This window comes from Lacibacter sediminis, from assembly GCF_014168535.1.
Taxonomy (GTDB): Bacteria; Bacteroidota; Bacteroidia; order Chitinophagales; family Chitinophagaceae; genus Lacibacter; species Lacibacter sediminis.
Genome location: NZ_CP060007.1, coordinates 76,038 through 98,951 on the forward strand (window position 1 = coordinate 76,038; position 22,914 = coordinate 98,951).

Below are 22,914 nucleotides of genomic sequence, written 5' to 3' on the forward strand. Positions count from 1 at the left end.
ATCTTTTCACTTTGAAATCCCCCTCAGAAACTACAACTTTGTAAACACTCATTAAACAACAAGTAAATGACGAAACAGGAATTGATCGATTACCTGCAGCAACACGATAAAGAACAGGTGAAATTTGCCTTTGCAGATATTGATGGCGTGCTGCGTGGCAAAGTGATCAGTAAGCAAAAGCTGCTCGATACATTGGAAAGCGGTATCGGTTTTTGTGATGTAGCGTTTGGCTGGGACAGTAATGATGCTGCTTACGACAATGTAAAACTAACGGGCTGGCACACGGGCTATCCCGACAGACAGGTGCATATTGATCTTTCAACACTGCGTACGATTCCCTGGCAGAATGATCTCCCGTTTTTCTTAGCTGATTTCAGCGCTTCTGATGTGGCAGCCTGCAGTCGCTCTTTGTTGAAAAAGGTAGTGAAGCAATGTGATGATATGGGTTATCATGCCGAATTTGCACAGGAGTTTGAATGGTTCAATTTCAATGAAACCCCGCAGAGTTTAGAACAAAAACAATTTACGTCCATTGAGCCAATGACACCAGGTATGTTTGGCTATTCTATTCTCCGCACCTCATTGCAGAGTGATTTTTATTTTGATCTGATCGACCAGCTCAACAAGTTCAACATACCCATTGAAGGTATTCATACAGAAACAGGTCCGGGTGTGTATGAAGCAGCTATTACACATGATAATACATTGGCTGCTGCTGATAAAGCAGTGCTGCTTAAAACAGCCGTGAAAGAAATTGCTTACAAGCACGGTATCATGGCTTCGTTCATGGCAAAGTGGAATGAACAGTTACCGGGTTGCAGCGGACATATTCATCAAAGCTTATGGCATCCTGCAACAAAAGAAAATATTTTTTACAGCGAAACAGATTCTCATCACATGAGTGAGCTGATGAAACATTATGTAGCAGGCTTGCTTTATTGTTTGCCACATGTATTGCCGATGTATGCGCCTACTGTCAACAGTTATAAACGTTTGGTTGAAGGTGCGTGGGCTCCCACAACTATTACATGGGGTGTAGATAACAGAACAACTGCCATACGTGTGTTACATCCTACGATAAAAAATACACGTATTGAAATGCGTGTGCCGGGAAGCGACAGCAATCCATATTTGGCAATTGCAGCTTCACTTGCGTCGGGTTTGTATGGCATTAAACATCAACTGCCATTGAACATTCCTGCAACAAAAGGAAATGGTTATACCGATAAAGACAACGGTGTATTGCCATCCTCATTACTGGAAGCAGCAACACATATGCAGCAATCTTCCATTGCAAAGGATCTTTTTGGTGACGAGTTTGTTGATCATTTTACAAAAACACGTTTGTGGGAATGCCGCCAGTTCAATAAACATGTAACAGATTGGGAATTGAAGCGGTATTTTGAGATCATATAACGATGTCTGATTTCGGATGTAGGATTTATGATTTGGGTACTTGAACCTTGAACCGTGGATTTTGGGTTTTCTCTTGTTCCTTGACCTCTATCTTTGTGTTCCTTTGCGCCGCCGTGCCATAGTGGTTTAAATAACAAGTATGACAGAAGCATTAAGAATTATTCATAAAGCGTGGGAAGGTTACGATGCCACGAAAAAGATTGCACATGTAGAAGAGATCAGTGCTATGGTTTCAACTAACCATGTGTACCGGATTACGTTCGAAGATGAAGATATTGTGATTGCCAAGCTTTCATATTTTGGTAAGTACGAACATTTCAAAGAAGATCACCGCATCATTCATACACTGTCGAACAACTTATTATATCCGTTTGAAAACCTGCTGGCAAAATCATTGCTGAAAAATAACCGGGTGTATACCTATCATTACCGTTATAAGAAAAAAGATGCGTGGGTTGTATTTTATAATCCGGTGCGTGTGTTGCAGCGTATGCCCAAACGGTTGGATGAAAAACTGATCCGTAAGTTTGGTCAGCAGATCGGCAGGTTTCATAAAGCATGTTCAAAGCTGCGGAACAATTTACCCAAGTCATCCAAAACACTCCGCACCGATATTCATACGTTGATGGAACGGGTGGAAGCAGATGAAACAAAATTCGGCACAAGAGCGCAGGCCGATATGATCAAATATCATTGTGAACTGTTTCTCAAAAACAGGTTGAAAACAAATGCCGCTTCATTTGAAACGATCCCGGTGTTTATTGACTGGAACATAGGCAACTTCTCTGTAACTGATAAACTTGAATTGTATTCACGCTGGGATTATGATTGGTTTCGCATGAGCAGCCGCATGATGGATTTTTATTTTTTCAGTCGTGTGGTGAGTGATGCAGGCGACAGAACGGTGTTTAGTTATTATATCAACACCATGATGGAAGACCGTTTCATTCTCTTCCTGGAAGAATATCACAAAGTAAATCCGCTTACGGCAGATGAGTTACGTTTCTTAAAAGAAGGCTACCGTTTTTTTGTGCTTAACTATGTTATTAAAGACGGCAGTTATTTCTTTAGCGAACAGTATGCAAAAAAATTGCAGGCAGAAGCTTATGAGATCTATCTTCCTTCAGTTGATCGTGATTTTGATGCTGACAAATTGATCAAGGCGTTGAAGATAAAAGATGAACCTGTGAAAAAATAACACCTGCTGTAACACTTAAAACCCAACAACGGCATGTTTTCAGTTCAGGATTTTAAATCGGTGGTAGATAAGTATAAAATAATTTTTTTCGACGCCTTCGGCGTTATTAAAAGTTACAACGGGCTTATCACAGGCATGGAAAAAACCTTCGCCTATCTTGAAGAGCAGGGCAAGGAATATTACATTGTTACAAACGATGCATCGAGAAGTCCGATGCAGCTCGCCGAGAGTTATCATAAAGTTGGGTTGGATATCATCCAGCACGATCGCATTATTTCATCGGGTATGCTGGCGAAAGAATATCTTGATCTGAAAGTGAACGACGGCATTGTTGCTTACCTCGGTACAGAAAGCTCAGCACATTATATTGACAGTTCAGGTTTGCATACGTTGCCAGTAAGTGCCATTACGCAATACAATATCGACCAGGTAAATGCATTGGTGTTATTGGATGATGAAGGTTTTAACTGGTTTGATGATCTCAACAGAACAGTAAATATTTTACGCAAGCGAACCATACCAGCTATTGTTGCAAATACGGATCACATTTATCCCATCACCGGAAGTAATGAGGTATCGATTGCCATTGGTGGTGTTGCAACCATGATCGAAAGTATAGTTGGCAAAAAATTCATCCGCTTTGGTAAACCTGATTCGCAGATGTTCATGTTTGCCTATGATCTTATTCGTGAACGCACTCCGGTGAGCAAAAAAGATATCCTGATGGTAGGTGATACGTTGCACACCGATATTCTTGGTGGTAATAAGTTTGGATTAGATACCGTGCTTGTACTTTCCGGTAATACATTACCTGATGATGCAGAAACAAGGATACGTGCAACAGGTATTGTGCCGACTTATGTGTGTGAAAGTGCGGTGGTATGATGTGGTATTTACACTAGCTGCAAAAATTATTCTGGTTTTTCTTTTTATTATCATACGACCTTATTCAACAGTGCACCCTTTTTAATGCGCTGTTTTTTATTATAAATGAGTAACAATTTATACAACTGCGTAACAGATGAATTTTTTAAAAACAGCAGTCAAAAAAATATAAATAAAAGAATACTGTTCTCTTGAATCCTGCTGTAGTTTTTCTTCATGAATGCACTATTTTTATTTTCCAATAAACCGATGCTATGAAGAAATCTATACTTCTTGCCGTTGCTCTCATACTCTCTTTTTCAATCTTTAGTCAAACATTATCGAATCAGCTACTGGGTTACCAGGAGCCATATACACAGATGCAGGCACAGGCAACTGACAGCGCTGGAAATATTTATTATGCCGGTACATTTAAAGGAGCACTTGTTATAAACAATCAAACAATTTTTACAAGCAATGGGGGCGAAGATGTATTTGTTGTAAAGACGAATACCAATGGCCAGGTAGTATGGGCTAAAAAAGTTGGTGATACAGGGACAGATCTTTTTTCAAGCTTAGTGTTTCATAATGGATCGCTTTATATGAGCATGATGATCTATCAAACGACAGAAATTGAGGATGTCTCCTATAATGTTTACTCTTCAGCTCCTACTTCAATTATTTTGAAAATTGATACAACCTCTGGAAGAATTAATTGGGTGAGAAAAAACTCCTTACCATTTCCAAAGCTCATGCCATCATCAGACATTCTTTATGTTTATGGTGTACAAAACGCTGTCAGTGCAGGTTTACTTTACTTCGAAGAATCATTGTTGGAAAATGCGGCTTCAACCTATAGAGCATTTTTTCTTTACATGGATACAGCTGGCAATTTTAAAGGCCATAAATTGTTGACTTCTTCACCGGCCGGTCCCTCAACGCACACATTAATTAACTCCGCTCCCGCTGCGAATAATAAACTCATCTTCTTATTCAATACAACCACCACCCAAAGTATCCAGCTGGGTTCTCAAATAATTAACTTTCCAATTCGGTCAAATTACCAACTGCTGATCAAAACCGACACCTCTCTTTTAGACTTTCAGTATAAAATATTAAATCCCAATGGAGAGGGCTATGGCTACACTTTATGGCTTGAGAATACGGGCTTTACAATGTCTGAAAAAGGCGATTCTTTGTTCATGATTATAGCAGGATCAGACAACACAGGAAGTTATACTCTTGATGGTTTTAATGTACCGGTAGGTGACCAAAGTTTACTTCTTGTAATGGATACAAATTTTGTAACAACCAAAGTAAAACCGTTAAATATTCAGCGAATAGGTGGGTATGTTCTTAGGGTAGGCTTAAGTCATGCAGCAGCAGATAATAATTATTATTATTTCCGTGGGCGTATAACTGGATTTAATAACGCTTTGCCTGTTAAAGGCATTACTCCACAAACACAAGAGGTTGACTTGGTATATGGGTTAAAGGAGAAAATTGACTTTGCCGGCCCCAGCAAAAGTTTTGTAATTAAAACAAGAAAAGATTTGAGCGAAAGTAAAGTTACATGGCTTGGAGACCACACGCCGTACGAAAGTCCAACTGTAACTCCCGCCTTTTTTACACATAGAAAAGGAAAACTTTACTTTTTGCACCTTGCGGATAATATCTGGAATCCATGGGTTGTTGATACATCGCTTAATGTATTAAGTGGAGCAATGAAAACAAACGCCGACCGTGGAGAAACTACTAACTACGTAAAGTATTTCTCTGATGGTGGTAAAGCGATTGTGGGATTGGCAAAAGGTAGAACTGCACTAGATATTGATTCAACAAATATTGTCAGCAACCTGGCGAAAAGTGATTTGTTTTTTGTGGGCATGAACAATAATGACCAGGTGAGCTGGTACAAAAGATTGTATCATAGTTTTGCTAATTTTCTAATTCAAAAAATTACGACAAGAAATGAAATGATCTATGTTTCATTTGCGTTGGTTGGCCCACGTAATAGTGGAGCTAATAATTATATTCGGATTGATACATCCATTTATTTCATTACACCAACTCCACCGCAAATGACCGGCTTTTTGATATTTAATAAAACAGGGAAGTTTAAGGTACTCTTTTTACCAGCACCTTTTAGTGCGGCACCTATGTTTGATGTTTTTTCTGATGGAAGTCTGGCAGTTGCGAGTGTAGCAAATTCCACAGCTCTTAATTTGCCGGGAAAATCGTTTACGAGCGCCTCAGGTATGTATGTTGCCAGGTTTGATACGTCAGGTACCCTATTAGACGCAGTTAAGTTTTCATCGTCTGCGAATACATCCTTAGCATTGCCGACAGACCTAATTACAGATACGCTGGCAAAGAGCTTTAAGATTTTATGGGTTAGTAACCTAAGTCAAGCTCCTTCGGGAAATACTTTTAGCTTTCACAATGGAATAAGTGCAGCAACCAATTATTCAGTAACAAATCCCCAGCCGGCAAGTACGAGTAGCAAACAATACTTACTGCTCACAAATACAAGCTTTATAACCATGAATGGTTCTGCAACTATCGGCCCTTTAAACTCGATAAACAGAACAAGTGCACAGGTGAATAATAAGGTTTTTTTATTGCTCGGAAAATCTAATTTGAAAGACTCCATTTATTTCAACAATAACCTTCTTATACCTGATAGTAATAGTAATGTGAGATTTATCCTTGGCATGGACACTGATTTAAATTATTATAAACACCGGGTTTTAAATTCTAAAGCTGAGATTAAGGCAGACTTTGCATTCACGTCTTTAAAAGCTCACAATAAAATGCTTTATGCTTCGGGCAGCAATTTTGCAAGCATTAAGATTGATACTGTAAATGTGGGATATGCGGGAATGACAGATGCTATCACAGTTCAGTTTGATACAAATTTTGTTGCAAAAAAAGTATTCAGAATGGCTTCTCCCTATTTGGAAACAATGCTTGGTTGCGATATTTATAATGATTCCTTAATCAGCTTTGCATACACTTCTCAAGGGTCACCAACTTTTGTAAGTGGCAGAGTGGCTGCACGGAATTCAAGTGTTGAATTAACCGACCTTGATGAAAATGCCTACATCCAAACTGTACTTCTTAAAACCGGCGTTGTTACTTCAGTGGACGAACCGATAACAATACAAGGGTTTAAACTGTTTCCGAACCCTGTTCTTGCTAATATGGTGACAGTTGATCTTGGAAATACAGATGCAGGCCGCTATCATTGGTTATTGTATAATACCGAAGGAAGATTAATTGAAAGTAATATGCTGATGTGGAACCCCGGACAAACGAAGCAGATACAATTCAGTAACAGATTACAGGCGGGGAATTATGTACTGGTAATTAAAACCAGTAAACAGAAAACGGTGAAGGCAGTTAAGTTGACAATTCTATAACGGTAATAAAATTATTCTTCAATCTTTTTAATACCCGTTTTCGTCAGCTCAATTTTTTTCTCTTTGTAGAGTTTGCCAACGGTCATCTTGAAGGCCTTCTTGCTCATGCCGAAGAAATTGTAGATCTCCTCCGGATCACTTTTGTCGTGGTATGGTAGATAGCCATTACCTTCTCCAAGCAGACGCATGATCTTCTGTGCTTCATCTTCTACACGCTGGTAACCTTGTTTGCCTATACCCACATCGATCTTACCGTCTTCACGAATGGTCTTAATGTAACCGGCTACTTTATCGCCAATGTTCAGCGGTTGAAATACATCACTGAAAAATAAAAGCCCGATGTGTTTTTTGTTGATGATGACCGACCATCCCAATTCAGTTTGACGATAGATGATCAACTCTACTTCATCCTTTTCTTTTACGGTTAATTCATCATTGCTCAGTAAATGTTCAATGTATTGCGATGCGGCTGCACGACCCGTTTGCTCATCTATATACACATGCACCAAATATTCGCCACCTAAACGCATGGCCGAAATCTGTTTACTCTTTGGAACAAACAGATCTTTCATTAGTCCCCAATCTAAAAAAGCACCATGCGAACTTGTGCCCACCACTTTCATCAATGCAAAATCGCCCACTACAGCTGTGGGGTGTTGGGTGGTAGCGATCAACCTGTCTTCGCCATCGTGATAAACAAACACCGTTAGTTCATCACCCGCTCTTGTACCACGTGGCACAAAACGTTTGGGCAACAGGATGCCTTCAGCACCATCATCGAGATAAGCTCCTGCATCTTTCAAACGCTTTACAATAAGACGGTTATATTGACCTACTTCTACCATGTACAACGAAGATAAGTTAAGAGACGGAAGAAGATGGCTGATTTTTGATGTAGGATTTATGATTGGACTCCTGTGCCTCGAACCTTGTGCCTTGTTTCTTGTACCTTGTATTCTTCCTCAGTCTTTGTGGCTCAAAAAAAGAATTGGTATATTCACGTTCGTTTGAAGCTTCAAACGAAGCAAAAATTATTATTCACTAAAACTCATAATTATGTCGTTGTTTAATACAGGAAAGAATAAAAAAGACAAAAAGAAGAATGCGCCTGCAGGTAATAAATCATCTATGTTCATTGCACCAAAAGGCGGCGGAAAAGCCAATACAAAAACGTCAAGTAATGCCGGAAAGCATGTAGGTGGTGCACAGAGAGGAGCGTAATTTTTCCTTGTTTATGAACTCTATGGAACATCAACAAGACGTCCTTACTGAAATCGTTACGGCTTCGCAAATCAAAAGATCAAAATTACTTCCATGGTGGATTAAAATATTTATGTGGATCTTCCTGATTATCGGTTTCCTGATTCCTATTTTATTGATCGCCGCTGTCGCTGGGTTTGATACACAGTTAGCGATTTACGGTCTTGAAACGAATAATGCATTTACATTAACGGGAATATTACTGATCTTAGTTTTTGCGTTAAAAGGTTTCGTATCGTTTGGAATGGTAAAAGAAAAGGATTGGGCTATAAAATTGGGAGCGATTGATGCAATTCTTGGAATTGTAATTTGTGTTTTCACGAGTTATATTTACCCCTTTATAAGCGAAGAATCCGCAAGCTTTTCATTATTAAAATTTGAATTAATTTTTCTGATTCCATACCTGATTAAACTTCTCAGGATAAAAAATGATTGGGAATCGGCTAGAGCATATTGACAGATAATAAAGAAAGCGGCCATTGGCCGCTTTCTTTATTTTAATTTAAGCAGTTCTTTATCAATTTCTTTCTTCACCCGTTCCCGTTCCACATTCAGCGTGTCAGCAATGTCAGGTTGTGCTGAAATTCTTAATGTAAGCTCCATTTCTTTTTTACGCAACTCAACATACCGGTTAACTGTTGCTGCTAATCCTTTCATTTCTTCACCCACATCCAGGTTCATCATTTTTACTGCAATGCTGTTTGCCTTTTCCAGTTTAAGCTTGAATTGTTCCAGTATTGGTTTGGGTAAACCGGAGAGGTTATCGCCATAATGATGGTATACCTGCAAAGCATCATCTTGTACAATCACAAACTGTTCATACAATTCTTTGAAACGATCAACATCGGGATAGCTGTCATTTTTTATATCACGAAGAACATTGTTACGCACTTTGGCTGATACTTTGTTTTGTTGCAGATACCAACCACAAATAAATACACTTAGTATAATAACTGCCGGAACAACCCATCCGGCAGCTTGTTGTTTATTTTCTTTGTTGATACTAAAAGCAAACAGGTAACCGATCAGCATGCCGCTTAGCAAACCTCCTGTATGTGATGCAAGATCAATTCCTCTCGTTACTCCTGAAAAGAGATTATACAGCAGGAAGATCAAAACACTTAGCAGGAAAGACCGGCTTACTTTTTTCGGTATCAATCTCGTTGTAAGTAAAGCCAGAAATACACCATACATTCCAAATAATGCACCGGTAGCACCGGCACTGTTTACTGGTTCTTTATGCCAGTACAAGCTTGCCAAACCTGCGAGAACGGCAGAACATAAATAAACGGTGATGTACCGTAGTTTACCAAGGGTTGGTTCGAGATAAGTACCGATGAAAAAAAGTGCGTACAGATTTATTGCAAGATGAATAATACCGAAATGGAGAAAAGCTGCAGTAATCAGGCGCCACCAATCGCCACTTGCAGTAAGTGGCCCGTAGTTACTTCCCCAACGAAGGTGCACCAAACCGCTTGCGTCAAAAACACCTGCACCTTGTAATCCCATGATCATGAAAACAAGAACATTGATACCAATGATAGTGTAGGTAAGTGTAAGACTACCGTTTTCGTCTTGGGGCATAGAGGATGGTTGAGTGATAGATAAAAGTAACTTTCTTCCGGAAATAATGAGAATAAAAAAAGGGCTGCAGACAGCAACCCTTTTTACTTATTTGAAATTTTTTTATTGCAATGCTGTGGCCTGTATCTTCTGCATGGCTTTTTCCGCACGTTTGATGGCCAGCTGCTTTTTGTAGTTGAACCATTTTTGTCCACGGATCTTGAACATGATATCATCAAACTTACGTTGGAGGGTTACATTCCATAACCCTGTTAAGATTGTACCTGCAGTTGCACCAATGGTACGAACTGACAATCCAAAACCACCTTCAGCATATTCAATATGATGCCAGTAACCACTAGGCATATACAAGGTGTCACCATACTCGAGGTAACCGGTGTACCCTTTTGCATATTGCATGGCAGGATACGTTTCAAAATCGGGTTTATCAATATCTACCAAACCATGTACGTTAAAAGGCAGACGGTATAAAAAATCACTTTGATCGGGAGGGAACAACACGACCCGACGCTTACCTGTAAACTGTGTAAGAAACACATTGCTCATATCAATATCCATGTGCATACGGGTTACCGAATGTTTCGGTCCAAAGAACATGAAAGGTATTTTGATGTAACGGCCGGTGATCTTTGGATAGCCAAAGTCTTTCAGCAGTTCAGGTTTGTGTTTGAATACGGGGAATAAGAACAAACGCAGATCGGTTGGTTCTTTTTCAATGAGATCGAGATATTCATTGAACTTCATTTCAGCATGTGCTACGCTTAACGTTTCACTTGGGTTGGCTTTTTTGGTGCTGAACAGTTTCACTTTTATATCGCCCATGGATTGTTTGAAATAATCCATCGTCCATTTTTCGTAAGCAGGATATTGTTTCCATAAGCCACGCAGAATGACAGGCTTTTGGGGTTTGAGGTATTTTTCAGTAAACTCTTTACGGGTGATGGTTGTGCCATCCACGATAGGAATTGCTGTATCGATATTCATCTTCATGTTTGCCTTTTTTACACTAATCAGTTGTAAGCGGCACAAATTTAGGCCAATTTGAGGAACAGCAAGCCTTGAGAGGCTGATACCCGTCAGATGCAACGAATTTTTTACAAATTGTTTGAGAAACAAAATCCAATGTCCAAAAAACTAAAGCCAGGGTGAAGACACAAGGTAAAGGGCACAAGGGGCAAGGCATAAGTGCCAAATCACAAATCCTCCATCCGAAATCAGACATCTAGAGCTCTTCCCACACCAATTTCGAAAACTGTTCCAGGGAAGGGTCACGTGCACCCATGAGCAGGAGTACGCAATCTTCTGTAAAATGCGGACGCAAAGCTTCCACCAGATCGTTCCTGTTGTCAACAAAAAATGCATTGGCTCCTTTTCCTTTGAGGTCGTTGATGAGATCGTTGGCTGAAATATCTTTTACTGCAGTGCCGCCGGCATAGAAAATCTCGCTCATCCATATTTCATCTTGTGGACGTAGCACTTTGCTGATCTCTTCCACAAAATCGTTTCGTAAAAATTTTGTTGGCCCATATCCGTGTGGCTGAAACCAGGCAATTACTTTTTTGGCAATGGGTTGACAAGCTTCAATACTTGCTGCACACTTGGCAGGGTTGTGTGCATAGTCATCGATCAACCAAACATTGTTTTTTTGTCCGATGATCTGGTGGCGACGGTAAATGCCTTCATAATTTTTCAACGCTTCGGCTGCAGTTTGCAACGGAACGCCGATGAGGTTGGCCACTGTTGCCGCTGCAAGAGCGTTTTCCATGTTGTGTTTGCCTATGGCGTGAATGGTGAATGGTGAGTGGTGAGTGGTATCTCCGCTAGTGGTAATATCAAATGAAATGGAAAAGCCTTGTTGATGAAAGGTACTTGCATGATAGGCGGCATTATCACTTACATCAACTGAAAAATTATGCGCAGGATTTGCAGATAATTTTTTTGCCAATGGATGCGATTGATTCACCACAAAAAATTCGGATGTATTTTTTTTGAACTGTTCAAAAATTTCGATGAGTGTATCGATCTCTTTATGATCCTTGTCGATGTTGATGAGCAAACCAACTTCAGGCGTATAGTTCACTATGCTGCCATCGCTTTCATCAGCTTCAATGACGAGCCAATCGCCACTGCCTACTTTTGCATTACCGATCTTTCCTTCTTTAATAATACTGGTCAACCCTGCACCACTGATGATGCTTGGTTGCATACCTGCGTGTTGCAGAATATCAAACAACATCGCACTTGTGGTTGATTTACCACTGGTGCCGCCAACAGCAATTGTCTTTTTACTTCTTGCAATTACAGCTAACAACTCTGCACGTTTGATGATGGGGATATTGAGTTGCTTGGCCTTGATCACCTCTTCAACGGTATCTTCAACAGCAGTTGATACAACTACTAAATCTGTTTCATTGGTAATGCCTTCGCCGTTTTGTAAAAAGCAACGGATACCTTCAGCTTCTAACTTTTCTTTTGTTTCGTTTGGTTCGTCGGGATGAAAGTAACGGTCGCTGCCACTCACTTCTTTGCCAATACCTTTTAAATATTGTGCAATGGCACTCATGCCAACACCGGCCACGCCGATAAAGAATACGTTTTTAAAATCATTGATAGAAGTGATCATAGAAAGCAAATGTAAGTGGAATTTTCACCGCTGAGAAAGGAGAGAATAGAAGTTTGCGCAGAGATTATTTAAACAACTCATCTACCCTTTTCAATTGATACCCTTTTTGCTTGAGTGTATTGATGAGTGATGATAAGCGAGTATAAAACTTATCGGTTCGTCGTGGATCGGTGCCTATGTGCAGCAATAATAAAAATCCATTCAGTCCTGCAGGTTTTGATTGCTCGTGATTAAAAATAGATTGATAGATGGTTTCACTGTTTTGATAATTCGGCAACTCGGGCCATGTATAATCTGCAGCTGATCTTGTACCAGGCGAATAATTGATGAGTTGTAACCCCATTTCTTTCGTCCATGCAGCAATTGAATCGTTGTACCACTCATAGGGCGGCAAAAAGAATGTTGCATTTGTTTTGTTGATACCAAACCGTTTCATTTCCGTATAATTCTGCAAAAGATCTTTTTTGAATTGCTGTTTTGAAATAAGCAAACTATCCCGTTTGTTCCAATCGGCGTACAGTAAATGTTTATCTGAATGTGCGCCCAGGTAATGCCCCTCTTTCTTCAACTGCTGAATAAGTGATTGAAAGTTTTTGTTGCGATAGAAACCTCCTGTAAAGAAAAACGACGCTTTTACATTTTGTTGTTTCAATGTTTGCAGGATAGTCGTTCCCCCATCTGCAAATTCATGGCCGGTGAATACAAGTGCCAACTCTTTCTTTGTTGTATCGCCACGCACAATAGCCCCACGATCGTACCGGAAGCCTCCTGCGGAGGCGTTTACTTTTTTGGCTTCGCTTGCGCCTCCATCGCTGCCAATAGATAGATGAGTGATGCAGTTCCATCCATCGTTGGTTCGTTGCTGCTGTAATCACCATAATCATCATGATAAACTGCTAACTCACTTTGGAATGCTTCGTATTCATCGGGCTGGTATAATTTCAAACCAATCAAATTGTTAAAGATGTTGGTATAAACCGGTCCGTCTATCAAACCCCCATCGATCGGATAATTTTTGAGATGTGTAAAAGCACTGTGTGGATCAACCGGCGTATCTCCCCAACCTGGCAAACCATACACCATACTTGTGCCCCATGGATTGCAACCAAAGAGCCAATCGATATTTGCCTGCTCAAGTTCTGCAAATTCCTGATCGTTGGTTAACTGCCGGTACCAATAACATTGCATGGCAAAACTTACCGTGAGATTATTACTGCACCAGATAAATGGCACGCCACGATAAAATGCATTTTGACTTGCTTTATTCCAAACCCGATCAATGCCTTCTTTGTAAAATGAAATAAGCGTATCAGTATTAAACCAGAAATTATCAATGTATTCTTTATAGTAGCCTTTAACAGGTCCGTTCTTTTTTGTTTGTAATTGTTTAATGAGTTCATAATGGCCGATGTTAACGAAAGGATACCATTGATAATGATGGGCAGTGTCTGCGCCAAGCCAGGGTGTGATCTTCTCTTTCTTTGCATAATTGATTCCAAGCCCAAAGTGATATCCATTGTCGCTCGACTTTGTTGAGCTGATCAACATTTCATGAATGGCTGAACAGGCAAGCTCCATATCATCTACCCAATTATCTTCGGCATAGATATAGGGTGCTTTTACAGAAGCAGTTTGCGTAACACCCGGTTTCTTTTTTGCAAATGTATAAGCTTCAAACGCCTTGTCGTAATAACCTTTTCTTTTATCGGCGTTTCTAAAAACACTGTCTTTTAAATACAACGTATGTGCCAACGCAAAAACACTTGCAAACTTCGCAGCAGTTGAGCTGGTGCCTTGGGTGTTGTTCAAAAACTTTCCACGCTGTTGTCTTTCGCCATCAATAAAATAAACAGGTCGCTCAAATCCTCTTCCATACTGGCTATCCATTTTGGGAATACGCATGCTGATATGATCCCTGTCATCCCCCAACTGGTTAAACATCCAATCATCACGAGGATGCATTTTCAACAACCAATCCAATCCCCATTTTGCTTCATCTAATACATCAGGCAGATTGTTTTTTCCATCTAACCCATTGGCCAGTTTTTCATCAGTAAACACGTTTGGGAAATCACGATATGCCATCAGCAGATGATAGGTTGCATTGGCGCTTGTGGTAGAGTATTGCAGATAATCACTTGCATCGTGCCAGCCACCACTTACATCAATAAACGTACTGTCCGGCAAACCTGCAGTTGCTCCATATAAGGTATAACCATCCTGTGTATGACAGCTGTCTTTCAAAAAAGGATTAAAACCACTGCGTTGTTGCCGCATATAACGTAAACAGAAATCAGCAGTTCCTTTATAAACATCATCACCAATTGTAAATACAGGAGATCTGGTATTCCCTGTTTTCAAATAATACTCCCCTGTTTTTTTAAATGCAGAAAAATTTAAACGATGTGTTTGTTGAAATGGTCCGTAAGCGCCAAAGTTTTTTCCTGCAGTTCCTGTATATACAACTTTGTGATTGCCTGCATCAACCAATTCCCAATTACTGATTCCTTTCTCTCCTTTGCTGCACCAAACAGCAACCTTGGTTCCATTGGGCAAATAACCGAGTTGGTTAATGCGTATCCATGCTGCTTCGGTTTCAGGTTTATTTTGAAATGCAACAAATGCAAGGACGATAAAGGCAATTGAAACAAAGGTCTTCATAGAATTAAGGTAACAAATTTTCTGTGCTGGTGATTTCTCTACCTTTGGCCTCTCTATTTTATGCGTTAAAAATATTGCTATATGAAATTGATCTCTTACTTAAAAGACGAACACGAACAGCTAGCTGCTTTACACAACGGGAATGTCTATGATATGGACACATTGCATCCTGATCTGCCAACAAGCATAAATATGTTTTTGCAATACTGGGATGAATACCTCGAGCTTGCCCAGGCGAGTTTAAAAGCGGTACAGGAAGGTCGACTGATGCCCGGTAATGTTATTCCTGTTGAACAGGTGCAGTTATTGGCACCAGTGCCGATGCCTCCGAGTTGCAGGGATGGTTATGCATTTCGTCAGCATGTGGAAGCTGCAAGAAGAAACCGGAAGGTGGACATGATTGCCGAGTTCGATCAGTACCCGATCTTTTATTTTACGAATCATCATAGCATACAAGGTCCTGGTGATGTGCGTTGCATGCCCGATCATTTTGAAAAACTTGACTTTGAATTGGAGGTAGCGATTGTGATATGCAAGCATGGACGAAACATCCGTGCAGAAGAAGCGGATGAATATATTGGCGGTTTGATGATCATGAACGATATGAGTGCACGTCGTTTGCAGATGGAAGAAATGCTGCTGAATCTTGGTCCGGCGAAGGGAAAGGACTTTTCAACGGTGATTGGCCCATGGTTGGTAACGTTAGATGAACTGCAGGAGTATATCGTACCGGCAAAAGAAAATCATGTTGGTCTTAACTGGAATTTGAATATGAAATGCTGGGTGAACGGCAAACAGGTTAGCGCAGGTAATGTGGCTGATATGGATTGGACGTTTGCAGAGATCATTGAACGTGCCAGTTACGGTGTTGACCTTTATCCAGGTGATGTCATTGGCAGCGGTACTGTTGGTACAGGTTGTTTCTTGGAACTCAACGGAACGGGCAAACTCAACGATCCGAATTATCCAGAACAATGGTTAAAGGAAGGAGATGTAGTGGAAATGGAAATTGATGGATTAGGAAGATTGAGTAATACGATGGTGAGAGAGGAGGATGATTTTTCGATATTGGCTAAGAAGAAGATTTAGCCGCTAAGGCTCTAAGGCGCAAAGAATGAAGGAACGACTTAATTGGTGGTGGTTTTTCTTTTGTGTATGCATCGTTTTGCCTGCACTGCAATTTATTTTCTTAAAAGAATCCTTACCTGTGGTGCTTTTCCCTTTTATACAGGATAAGTTTATAAATGGATTGTATCCTTTTCTTGCAAGCGGTGCCTCCGTTGTTCTATTATTACTAATTGTGCTTTTTTTAAAATCGATTTCAAAGTACATCAGAGAAGACAAAAACTATAAGCTGGTATACATCATCAGCGGAGTGGTATTTGCTCTTTTCTATTTGAACCAATTCGTAAGTTTTTTTAGAGAAGCGTTTGATGGTGCCCCAAGACGATATTCTAATTTTTCTAAAGGTAATCTTGATGAAGGAGCGATTTACCTGTCAATTATTATGTCGCTGGAGTTGGCAATTTTCATCACATTTTTTGTAATTAATTTTTCAAGACTTTCAAAACATAAATCATGATAATTGATTTGCAACAGCTTTCTCCCATGCAAAAACAACAGTGGTTGCAACACGCTGTAGCTCCCCGACCTGTTTGTTTTGCATCAACCATCGATAAAGAAGGAAACATCAACCTGAGCCCATTTAGTTTTTTCAATCTCTTTTCCTCTAATCCACCGATTGTTGTGTTTTCGCCTGCACGAAGAGTGAGAGACAATACCACGAAGCATACATTGGAAAATGTATTGGAAGTGCCGGAAGTAGTTATCAATATTGTGGATTATGATATGGTGCAGCAGGTGAGTTTGGCAAGCTGCGAATTTCCAAAAGGAACAAATGAGTTTATCAAAGCCGGGTTTACACAAGAAGCAGCAACGGTTGTGCAACCACCGATGGTGAAAGAAAGTAAAGTGAAGATGGAATGCAAAGTGGTTGAAGTAAAACCATTGGGCAGCGAAGGAGGTGCAGGTAACTTAGTGATCTGTGAAGTGCTGCGGATGCATGTAGATGAACGTATTCTTAATGCAGAAGGTACCATGATCGACCAGCGCAAGCTGCATCATATTGCACGGCTGGGCGGCGATTGGTATTGCAAAGTAGACGAGAACAGTTTGTTTCATGTAGCCAAACCAAATACACAACTAGGCATAGGTATTGATGCATTACCGGAGTCGATCCGCAACAGTAGTATTTTAACCGGCAACAATCTCGGTCAATTAGCCAATGTGCATGAATACCCGGTGGTAGACGCAACATTTGAAGACGAACGTTTGAAAAACATCATTCAATATTTTTCGATTAATCCTGATGAGATGGACCAGGAGTTGCACAGGTATGCAAAGGAACTGCTGGATGCAGGAAAAGTGAGTGAAGCCTGGCAAATACTGTTGGCCGATAGTTAATTATTTCAATCCCAAACGATCCATCAGCGCTTCTTTTTTTGATTTAGATACAGTTAGCTGTTCGCCGGTATTCAGTTTTACATAACCGCCATCTGTGCGAATAAAGTGGCTGACGAATTTGAGATTCACTACTGTTGAATGATGAATGCGTTGAAAGAGATCTGTGGGTAACAGCTCTTCAATATCTCCCAGCGTTTTTGAAACCAGGATAAACTTTTTATTGTCGAGATAAACTTTCGTGTAAGCACCTTCGGCATGACAGTAAATAATATGACTTACTTCTGCAAACTCATAACCGTCTTTATTAGGTAAGGCGATCCGCTGTTCGTTATACGGTTGTTTGATATTACGTAGAAGGTTCTCAATATTTGCACTACCCGACTGTTCGTTCATTTTCAGTTCCACTTTTCGTACAGCTTCTTTTAAGTCTCCGGAGTCAACAGGCTTTAAGAGGTAATCAACCGCACTTATGCGAAATGCTTTTGCAGCAAACTGATCATGTGCGGTTGTAAATATGATGTGAAAACTGATCTGATCAATAAGTTCTAGCATTTCAAACCCATTCATCCACGGCATTTCAATATCTAAAAAAATAAGATCAGGTTTTTCTTTTTTGATCATCATCATTCCTTCTTTTGCAGAGCTGCAAGCAGCAAGCACTTCAACGGAAGGACAATTCTTTTCCAGATCATTCAGCAAAGCACGAATGCAATGTTGTTCATCATCAATAATTATTGCACGAATCATAGAATAAATATGATTGAAGGTACATTTATAAAAAAATAGGTTGATCGATCTATGTTTTAACCAATGGCTGTTTCCGATTGATGAAAACACCCATTGATAAAGTATTCTGTTACACTTCAGCAGGAAGTGAAATAACTACTCTTGTTCCTGCAGCATACCCCCTCTCATCTTTTTTATCAATGAAAGTGATTTGCGCATTTCTTTCTCTCAATGAGTTATCCAGTTCGAGCCTCGTCTGTGTAAGGTTTAAACCTTTGCTGTTATGGGTAACATGCATTTTTGCTTTATTGTCGAGTGATGCTTCTCGTCCTATTCCATCATCATCAATACAGATCTCCAGTACTTCTTTGTTGGGTGTAATGTTTACACGAACAGTTCCTCCATTGCCCTTAGGTACAATACCATGCCAGATAGCATTTTCAATAAATGGTTGAATGATAAGTGCCGGTATTTGTATTGATTTCAAATCAACAGATTCGTCAACGTTCATACTGTAAGAAAACTTACTGTCAAACCGCATAGCCTCTAACTGAAGATAAAGTCTGCAGGTTTCTATTTCATCGTACAGGCTGATCTCTTTTTTATCTGCATTTTGAAATAAGGTGCGGATGAGTTTTGAAAAAGTTGTAAGGTAGGTAACAGACTTGTCCTGGTATCCGTCCTGGATAAGTGATTTGATGGAATTAAGACAGTTGAAAATAAAATGCGGATTCATTTGTGCACGCAAGGCCCTTGCTTCAAGTTCAATCATCTGCACTTTGTATTCAATTTTCTGTTGCTCTTCGGTTCTTACCCTGTTTACGTAGTGGTATAAAAAATAAATGAGCACCCATCCGGAAAAAGTGAGCATTACCGGAAACAGGTTAAAAAAGTATGCTCTTAAAAAAGAGGAATTACGTCCGGTACTGTCAGCATCAATTTGCCATATTCCAAGACGAATCATGATTGTCATCCATAAATATGTTCCAAGAAAGGAAAACAGGATCGCAATGGCAGGCAAAATAAGCACCTGTGCAGCAAACGTTTTTTTGAGGATACCAAGCCGCAATATCACGAGTTTGATGAGGTGGGAAAAAATAATACCAAAAATGAAAATGGATACGGCAAACGGAATAAACTCATAGGTATCACGATAAATGATGCTGTTAAATAGAAATGCAATGATGGTAAAACCACCCCAGCCCAGTAACTGGCATTTCCAGTAAAGCCGGTTATTTGTAATAGCCTTGCTCACTTCACCCATACGAAAGAGTTTTGATATAAAGGAGTAAGTCAAGGTGGCAAATATGTTCATTAAGTACAGGTTCAGACTTAAGGAGGCCGATCATTCCGTTGAAAGGAATATTGAGTCTCTTCACTACAATTTACAAATTCCTTTTCCGAAAGGCAATTGCATTTGGCAGTTGGCGCATTTCAGTTGGTAGTTGGCAAGCTGCTGAGAAAACATGTGTGCAGAGTTCCCCTGAAACCAGATACCATATACCACGAAAGTAGTATAAACCGAACCCGCCTAACCATCAACGGGCTGTTGTAATGCCTTGTTTATGGTAATACCTTGTTGTTAACTTAAACCATCTGTTATGAAACTCTTTTCTTTAATTCTATTCATATTCATTTACAGTAAGGCCAATACACAGGATTCTCCCCACCCTGTTTATAAAGTCATCGTTGAAACAAAACAAGGTAACCGGTTCAAAGGAATTCTTGTAGCTGTAAACGACAGCTCATTGTTTTCGTTCCCAGGTAACTGGCGTGAATTAAAACGGAAAAAGGCATACAAACCTGTTCAATTTAGCTACAGCAATATTTTGCAGATGCATCTGAAACGCAAAGGAAGGATAAGACGTGGCATGACAACCGGAGGTACTGCCGGCGGGTTGCTTGCTTTAAAAATGAATAGTGGCAAAAAGGGCAATCAGAATATTTCATACAGCACGGCAATTGCGGTAACCGGCGGCACAATAGCCGGCGGAGTTATGGCAGCTAAATTTAACGATCGCATCTTCATAAATGGAAACAGAAATCTGTTCCAACATTTTGCAAAAAATATAGGTCCATACCTTAAATAAAACAGAAGTAGGCAAAGCATCATTCTCTCTTTACATTACTAAAACTACTTTATATGAAACCGGGATTTATAACACTTGTTATGTTGTGCTTCTTTTTATTACTGCATACTGTTGCATTTACGCAGCATACAGCGGATAAGAAACGACTTAATTTTTATATTTCTGTTCGCACTAAGAAAATTGATCCTGCTTCTCAAAGCACTCAATTGCAGGCAAGGTGGCAATACCTGTTCCGCAAGAAGGAATTCTATTGCATGTTTGTAGGATCATCAGAGGAAATGACAAGGCGGATCAAAAAAGTGTTAAGTGAAAAAAATGCAATGATTGGAAATATTTGGTTTGACAGTCATGGTCATTTCAGCAGAAGAAAAGCGTTGTTTGAAATCGGGAAAGATGAATTCAATGCTGAAACCATTAAAGACAGTAACCATACAGCATCCCTGCGTGAGCTTGCTGCTTATTGTGATGATAACACAGTTGTTGCCATAGGATCCTGTTATGGAGGTGCTACTTATACATTGCCTGCTATTGAAAATTTCCCTGAACAACGTATGAACGGCGATACACTCATGATCAATCTTGGCCGGCTCCTCAGCAATGCAACAGTATTTGGTTGCGAAAGTTTTGTAATGACCCGGCCGGGCTTGTTTTACTCCGGTTATTCCATGGCCGGAAACCCCGGTCGTAAGAAATTTAAAGACCCGATTTACCAACCCGTGTGGGAACAGTTGGGCAACTGGAATTGCTATAACGGAAAAACAGGACAGTTTTACAGAGTTAATACTGTTTCACTAAGACGTAACGGTACTATTTACACAAAAGGAGAAAACTATCTGAATCTTGCAAAAAAAAGAGACCGGACGATCAGGAAAATAAGCTCGTTTAAAAAGGGCAATTACAATATCGCCTATTTGTATCAGCAGTAAAATTCCTTTACCTAAACCATCAACTTAAAATACAGCAAAATGAAAAAAATACTCTTTCTAGCCGTTGTTGCGCTGAGTTCAGTATTTGCAACCGCACAGGAAATACAAACAGACTCATTAAATAAGCTCACAAAACAAGATTACCTGGAGCTGAGCAAACGACAGAAAAAAACGGCCCGGACTTTTTTGGTAACAGGATTAGTAACGGCATCACTTGGAGGAATCATTCTGACAGCTGCAACGGTAAAAGACGTCGGCTGCCTTTTTCAAAACTGCGGGGCGAGCCAAGGGGTATATACAACAGCCTCCGTATTCTTAATTGCAGGAGGAATACTTTCTGTAATAAGTATACCCATTTATATAAAGGCATCGGACAATAAAAGGAAAGGTCTTTCACTTACGGCAGGCCACCAGGTGATTCCGCAAATGAAAGTGCAATCGATTGGTAACAACTTTGTTCCATCGCTTTCTTTATCAATTACCTTTTGAAGAATGGACTTTCTGTTTAAGTGCCGGATAACCCGATTTTCTCTGTGCGGCGTACTTAATTGCAGAAATTAATAGTGCTTTCCTTTAATGCTGGTTCCTTCAGCAAAAATTGCAAACTTTCGTTTTTAGAAGGGTAGACATCAATTAGGAACTTTTTCAGACCAGAAATAGCTTAGTGGTAGAAAAGAAACAGGATAAAACCTGTATCGATCATCAACTACTATCAAACTTCTGTTTATGAAAAAGTTAATCTTAATTCTGCTGGTGGCCATGCTTGCAAACAACGTTACAGCATCTTCCATACTTACAGATACTATCCACCTGTTTTCAGCAAAACAGTATCAGCTTAAAACTAGCCGGCAACTGGAAGGTGGAAATGGCGAAGCAACGCTTCCTGCAAGTATCGATATGACAAAAGCCAGTATAAATTCCATGCCTGTTACTGCTAAATGCAACAATAGAAAAACAGATAGCGATCTTAATACAGAGGACGGTTCATTCACAACGGGAATTGCTGCGATTATCACGGGTGAACCTCTTTTTGTTGTGTCATCAAAAAACAGAAAAAGAGCGCTTTCTGTATCAACAACAGAACAGGTGATCAAGAAAATGCAACGAAACAGTATCAGCAGGGTTTCAATTCCTTCCATCAAATTAACGATACACTTATGAAAAAGACATTAACCTTGATGGTCTTTATGGTTGCTGTAATGGAAAGTTTTGCAACAGTAAACTTGTTGAACGAACGTGATACATTTCACATGGTGAAAGTTATTACGAAAGGAGGTAAAATAATACATGGCCAGCTGCAATATGTAACAGATAGTACCATGCATATTCAACCGGGATCGAATAAGGAAGTGCGCAAAGGTTTTTTGTACGAGCCGGTTTCAATACCATATTCCGATATTATTTCCATTCGATATAAAGAATTTAATTGGATCGGGTTCGCATTAAGTCTTGGTGGTATGACGGTTATTTATTTAATGATCACAGGCGTGATACCGATTTTTAATAATGGCTTAGGCGACGCAAACTTTCTGATCTGGCTTTCACCTTTACTCTTTGGCTACAGTGTCTTTCGTATGCTTAAACGAAAGCGATATGTGATCAATGGCGATAAAAACCGGTTTGCCAAATTCAAATTATGGCATGAGAAAAGAAATCGGTCTGAGAAGTAAGGGATCTAAAG

22 protein-coding genes are annotated in these 22,914 nt (G+C 39.9%); 14 read left to right on the top strand and 8 right to left on the bottom strand.

The genetic code is table 11. From position 1 onward, the window contains the following. The first annotated feature begins 66 nt into the window (after positions 1 to 66). The 4 genes from H4075_RS00335 to H4075_RS00350 all read left to right on the top strand — a co-directional run bounded on the left by H4075_RS00335 (position 67) and on the right by H4075_RS00350 (position 6,900). Complete coding sequence (locus tag H4075_RS00335; protein ID WP_182803073.1) at positions 67 to 1,416, top strand: glutamine synthetase family protein; 1,350 nt, start codon at positions 67 to 69, stop codon at positions 1,414 to 1,416. Positions 1,417 to 1,555: 139 nt separating this feature from the next. Beyond that, on the top strand, positions 1,556 to 2,614 hold the full coding sequence (locus H4075_RS00340; RefSeq protein ID WP_182803075.1) for a hypothetical protein: 1,059 nt from the start codon (positions 1,556 to 1,558) through the stop codon (positions 2,612 to 2,614). 33 nt (positions 2,615 to 2,647) lie between these two features. Further along, positions 2,648 to 3,499, top strand: a complete 852-nt coding sequence (locus H4075_RS00345) for an HAD-IIA family hydrolase (protein WP_182803077.1) — start codon at positions 2,648 to 2,650, stop codon at positions 3,497 to 3,499. Positions 3,500 to 3,753: 254 nt separating this feature from the next. Then, positions 3,754 to 6,900: a T9SS type A sorting domain-containing protein gene (locus H4075_RS00350; RefSeq protein WP_182803079.1), complete on the top strand. Its 3,147-nt coding sequence runs from the start codon at positions 3,754 to 3,756 to the stop codon at positions 6,898 to 6,900. Positions 6,901 to 6,911: 11 nt separating this feature from the next. On the opposite strand, the gene H4075_RS00355 is transcribed toward H4075_RS00350, so the two are convergent. Then, positions 6,912 to 7,745, bottom strand: coding sequence for a CvfB family protein (locus H4075_RS00355; protein WP_182803081.1), 834 nt, complete (start codon positions 7,743 to 7,745; stop codon positions 6,912 to 6,914). A gap of 211 nt (positions 7,746 to 7,956) precedes the next feature. Between H4075_RS00355 and H4075_RS00360 the strand changes: the two genes are divergently transcribed. Together H4075_RS00360 and H4075_RS00365 are read left to right on the top strand one after the other, a co-directional pair. Next, positions 7,957 to 8,121: a hypothetical protein gene (locus H4075_RS00360; protein ID WP_182803083.1), complete on the top strand. Its 165-nt coding sequence runs from the start codon at positions 7,957 to 7,959 to the stop codon at positions 8,119 to 8,121. Positions 8,122 to 8,143: 22 nt separating this feature from the next. Further along, positions 8,144 to 8,617 carry a hypothetical protein gene (locus H4075_RS00365; RefSeq protein WP_182803085.1) on the top strand — a complete coding sequence of 158 codons (474 nt, stop codon included), beginning with the start codon at positions 8,144 to 8,146 and terminating at the stop codon, positions 8,615 to 8,617. 35 nt (positions 8,618 to 8,652) lie between these two features. Here H4075_RS00365 and H4075_RS00370 read toward each other — a convergent pair whose 3' ends face one another. The 5 genes from H4075_RS00370 to H4075_RS00385 form a co-directional block, all read right to left on the bottom strand. Then, on the bottom strand, positions 8,653 to 9,744 hold the full coding sequence (locus tag H4075_RS00370) for a rhomboid family intramembrane serine protease (protein WP_182803087.1): 1,092 nt from the start codon (positions 9,742 to 9,744) through the stop codon (positions 8,653 to 8,655). A gap of 102 nt (positions 9,745 to 9,846) precedes the next feature. Beyond that, positions 9,847 to 10,734 carry a cupin-like domain-containing protein gene (locus tag H4075_RS00375; RefSeq protein WP_182803089.1) on the bottom strand — a complete coding sequence of 296 codons (888 nt, stop codon included), beginning with the start codon at positions 10,732 to 10,734 and terminating at the stop codon, positions 9,847 to 9,849. Positions 10,735 to 10,966: 232 nt separating this feature from the next. Continuing rightward, positions 10,967 to 12,367: a UDP-N-acetylmuramate--L-alanine ligase gene (locus tag H4075_RS00380; protein WP_182803091.1), complete on the bottom strand. Its 1,401-nt coding sequence runs from the start codon at positions 12,365 to 12,367 to the stop codon at positions 10,967 to 10,969. Positions 12,368 to 12,431: 64 nt separating this feature from the next. After that, positions 12,432 to 13,079 (bottom strand): polysaccharide deacetylase family protein, encoded by a 648-nt coding sequence (locus H4075_RS21575; RefSeq protein WP_220494825.1) that lies wholly within the window; start codon positions 13,077 to 13,079, stop codon positions 12,432 to 12,434. 68 nt (positions 13,080 to 13,147) lie between these two features. After that, entirely contained in the window at positions 13,148 to 15,028 is a 1,881-nt protein-coding gene (locus H4075_RS00385) for a glycoside hydrolase family 9 protein (RefSeq protein ID WP_220494827.1), read from the bottom strand. A gap of 81 nt (positions 15,029 to 15,109) precedes the next feature. Here H4075_RS00385 and H4075_RS00390 point away from each other — a divergent pair, with 81 nt between their 5' ends. Genes H4075_RS00390 through H4075_RS00400 form a run of 3 tightly spaced genes read left to right on the top strand, consistent with a single transcriptional unit; the run spans position 15,110 to position 17,491 of the window. After that, positions 15,110 to 16,117 carry a fumarylacetoacetate hydrolase family protein gene (locus tag H4075_RS00390; RefSeq protein WP_182803093.1) on the top strand — a complete coding sequence of 336 codons (1,008 nt, stop codon included), beginning with the start codon at positions 15,110 to 15,112 and terminating at the stop codon, positions 16,115 to 16,117. Between the two features lie 25 nt (positions 16,118 to 16,142). Continuing rightward, a complete protein-coding gene (locus H4075_RS00395) occupies positions 16,143 to 16,610 on the top strand; it encodes a hypothetical protein (protein WP_182803095.1) in 468 nt (155 codons plus the stop codon). Then, complete coding sequence (locus H4075_RS00400) at positions 16,607 to 17,491, top strand: flavin reductase family protein (protein WP_182803097.1); 885 nt, start codon at positions 16,607 to 16,609, stop codon at positions 17,489 to 17,491. The genes H4075_RS00395 and H4075_RS00400 overlap by 4 nt, the downstream gene beginning before the upstream one ends. Here H4075_RS00400 and H4075_RS00405 read toward each other — a convergent pair whose 3' ends face one another. Together H4075_RS00405 and H4075_RS00410 are read right to left on the bottom strand one after the other, a co-directional pair. Beyond that, positions 17,492 to 18,238 carry a LytR/AlgR family response regulator transcription factor gene (locus tag H4075_RS00405; protein ID WP_182803099.1) on the bottom strand — a complete coding sequence of 249 codons (747 nt, stop codon included), beginning with the start codon at positions 18,236 to 18,238 and terminating at the stop codon, positions 17,492 to 17,494. A gap of 109 nt (positions 18,239 to 18,347) precedes the next feature. Further along, entirely contained in the window at positions 18,348 to 19,532 is a 1,185-nt protein-coding gene (locus H4075_RS00410) for a sensor histidine kinase (RefSeq protein ID WP_182803101.1), read from the bottom strand. Between the two features lie 286 nt (positions 19,533 to 19,818). Here H4075_RS00410 and H4075_RS00415 point away from each other — a divergent pair, with 286 nt between their 5' ends. The 5 genes from H4075_RS00415 to H4075_RS00435 all read left to right on the top strand — a co-directional run bounded on the left by H4075_RS00415 (position 19,819) and on the right by H4075_RS00435 (position 22,903). Next, the gene (locus H4075_RS00415; protein WP_182803103.1) at positions 19,819 to 20,307 is read left to right on the top strand and encodes a hypothetical protein; all 489 of its coding nucleotides are present in this window, start codon (positions 19,819 to 19,821) and stop codon (positions 20,305 to 20,307) included. Between the two features lie 53 nt (positions 20,308 to 20,360). Continuing rightward, complete coding sequence (locus H4075_RS00420) at positions 20,361 to 21,233, top strand: hypothetical protein (protein ID WP_182803105.1); 873 nt, start codon at positions 20,361 to 20,363, stop codon at positions 21,231 to 21,233. Positions 21,234 to 21,272: 39 nt separating this feature from the next. Next, the gene (locus H4075_RS00425; protein ID WP_182803107.1) at positions 21,273 to 21,722 is read left to right on the top strand and encodes a hypothetical protein; all 450 of its coding nucleotides are present in this window, start codon (positions 21,273 to 21,275) and stop codon (positions 21,720 to 21,722) included. Positions 21,723 to 21,959: 237 nt separating this feature from the next. Beyond that, positions 21,960 to 22,394: a hypothetical protein gene (locus H4075_RS00430; RefSeq protein ID WP_182803109.1), complete on the top strand. Its 435-nt coding sequence runs from the start codon at positions 21,960 to 21,962 to the stop codon at positions 22,392 to 22,394. After that, positions 22,391 to 22,903 (top strand): hypothetical protein, encoded by a 513-nt coding sequence (locus tag H4075_RS00435; protein ID WP_182803111.1) that lies wholly within the window; start codon positions 22,391 to 22,393, stop codon positions 22,901 to 22,903. Before H4075_RS00430 ends, H4075_RS00435 begins: the two co-directional genes overlap by 4 nt. Positions 22,904 to 22,914 lie beyond the last annotated feature (11 nt).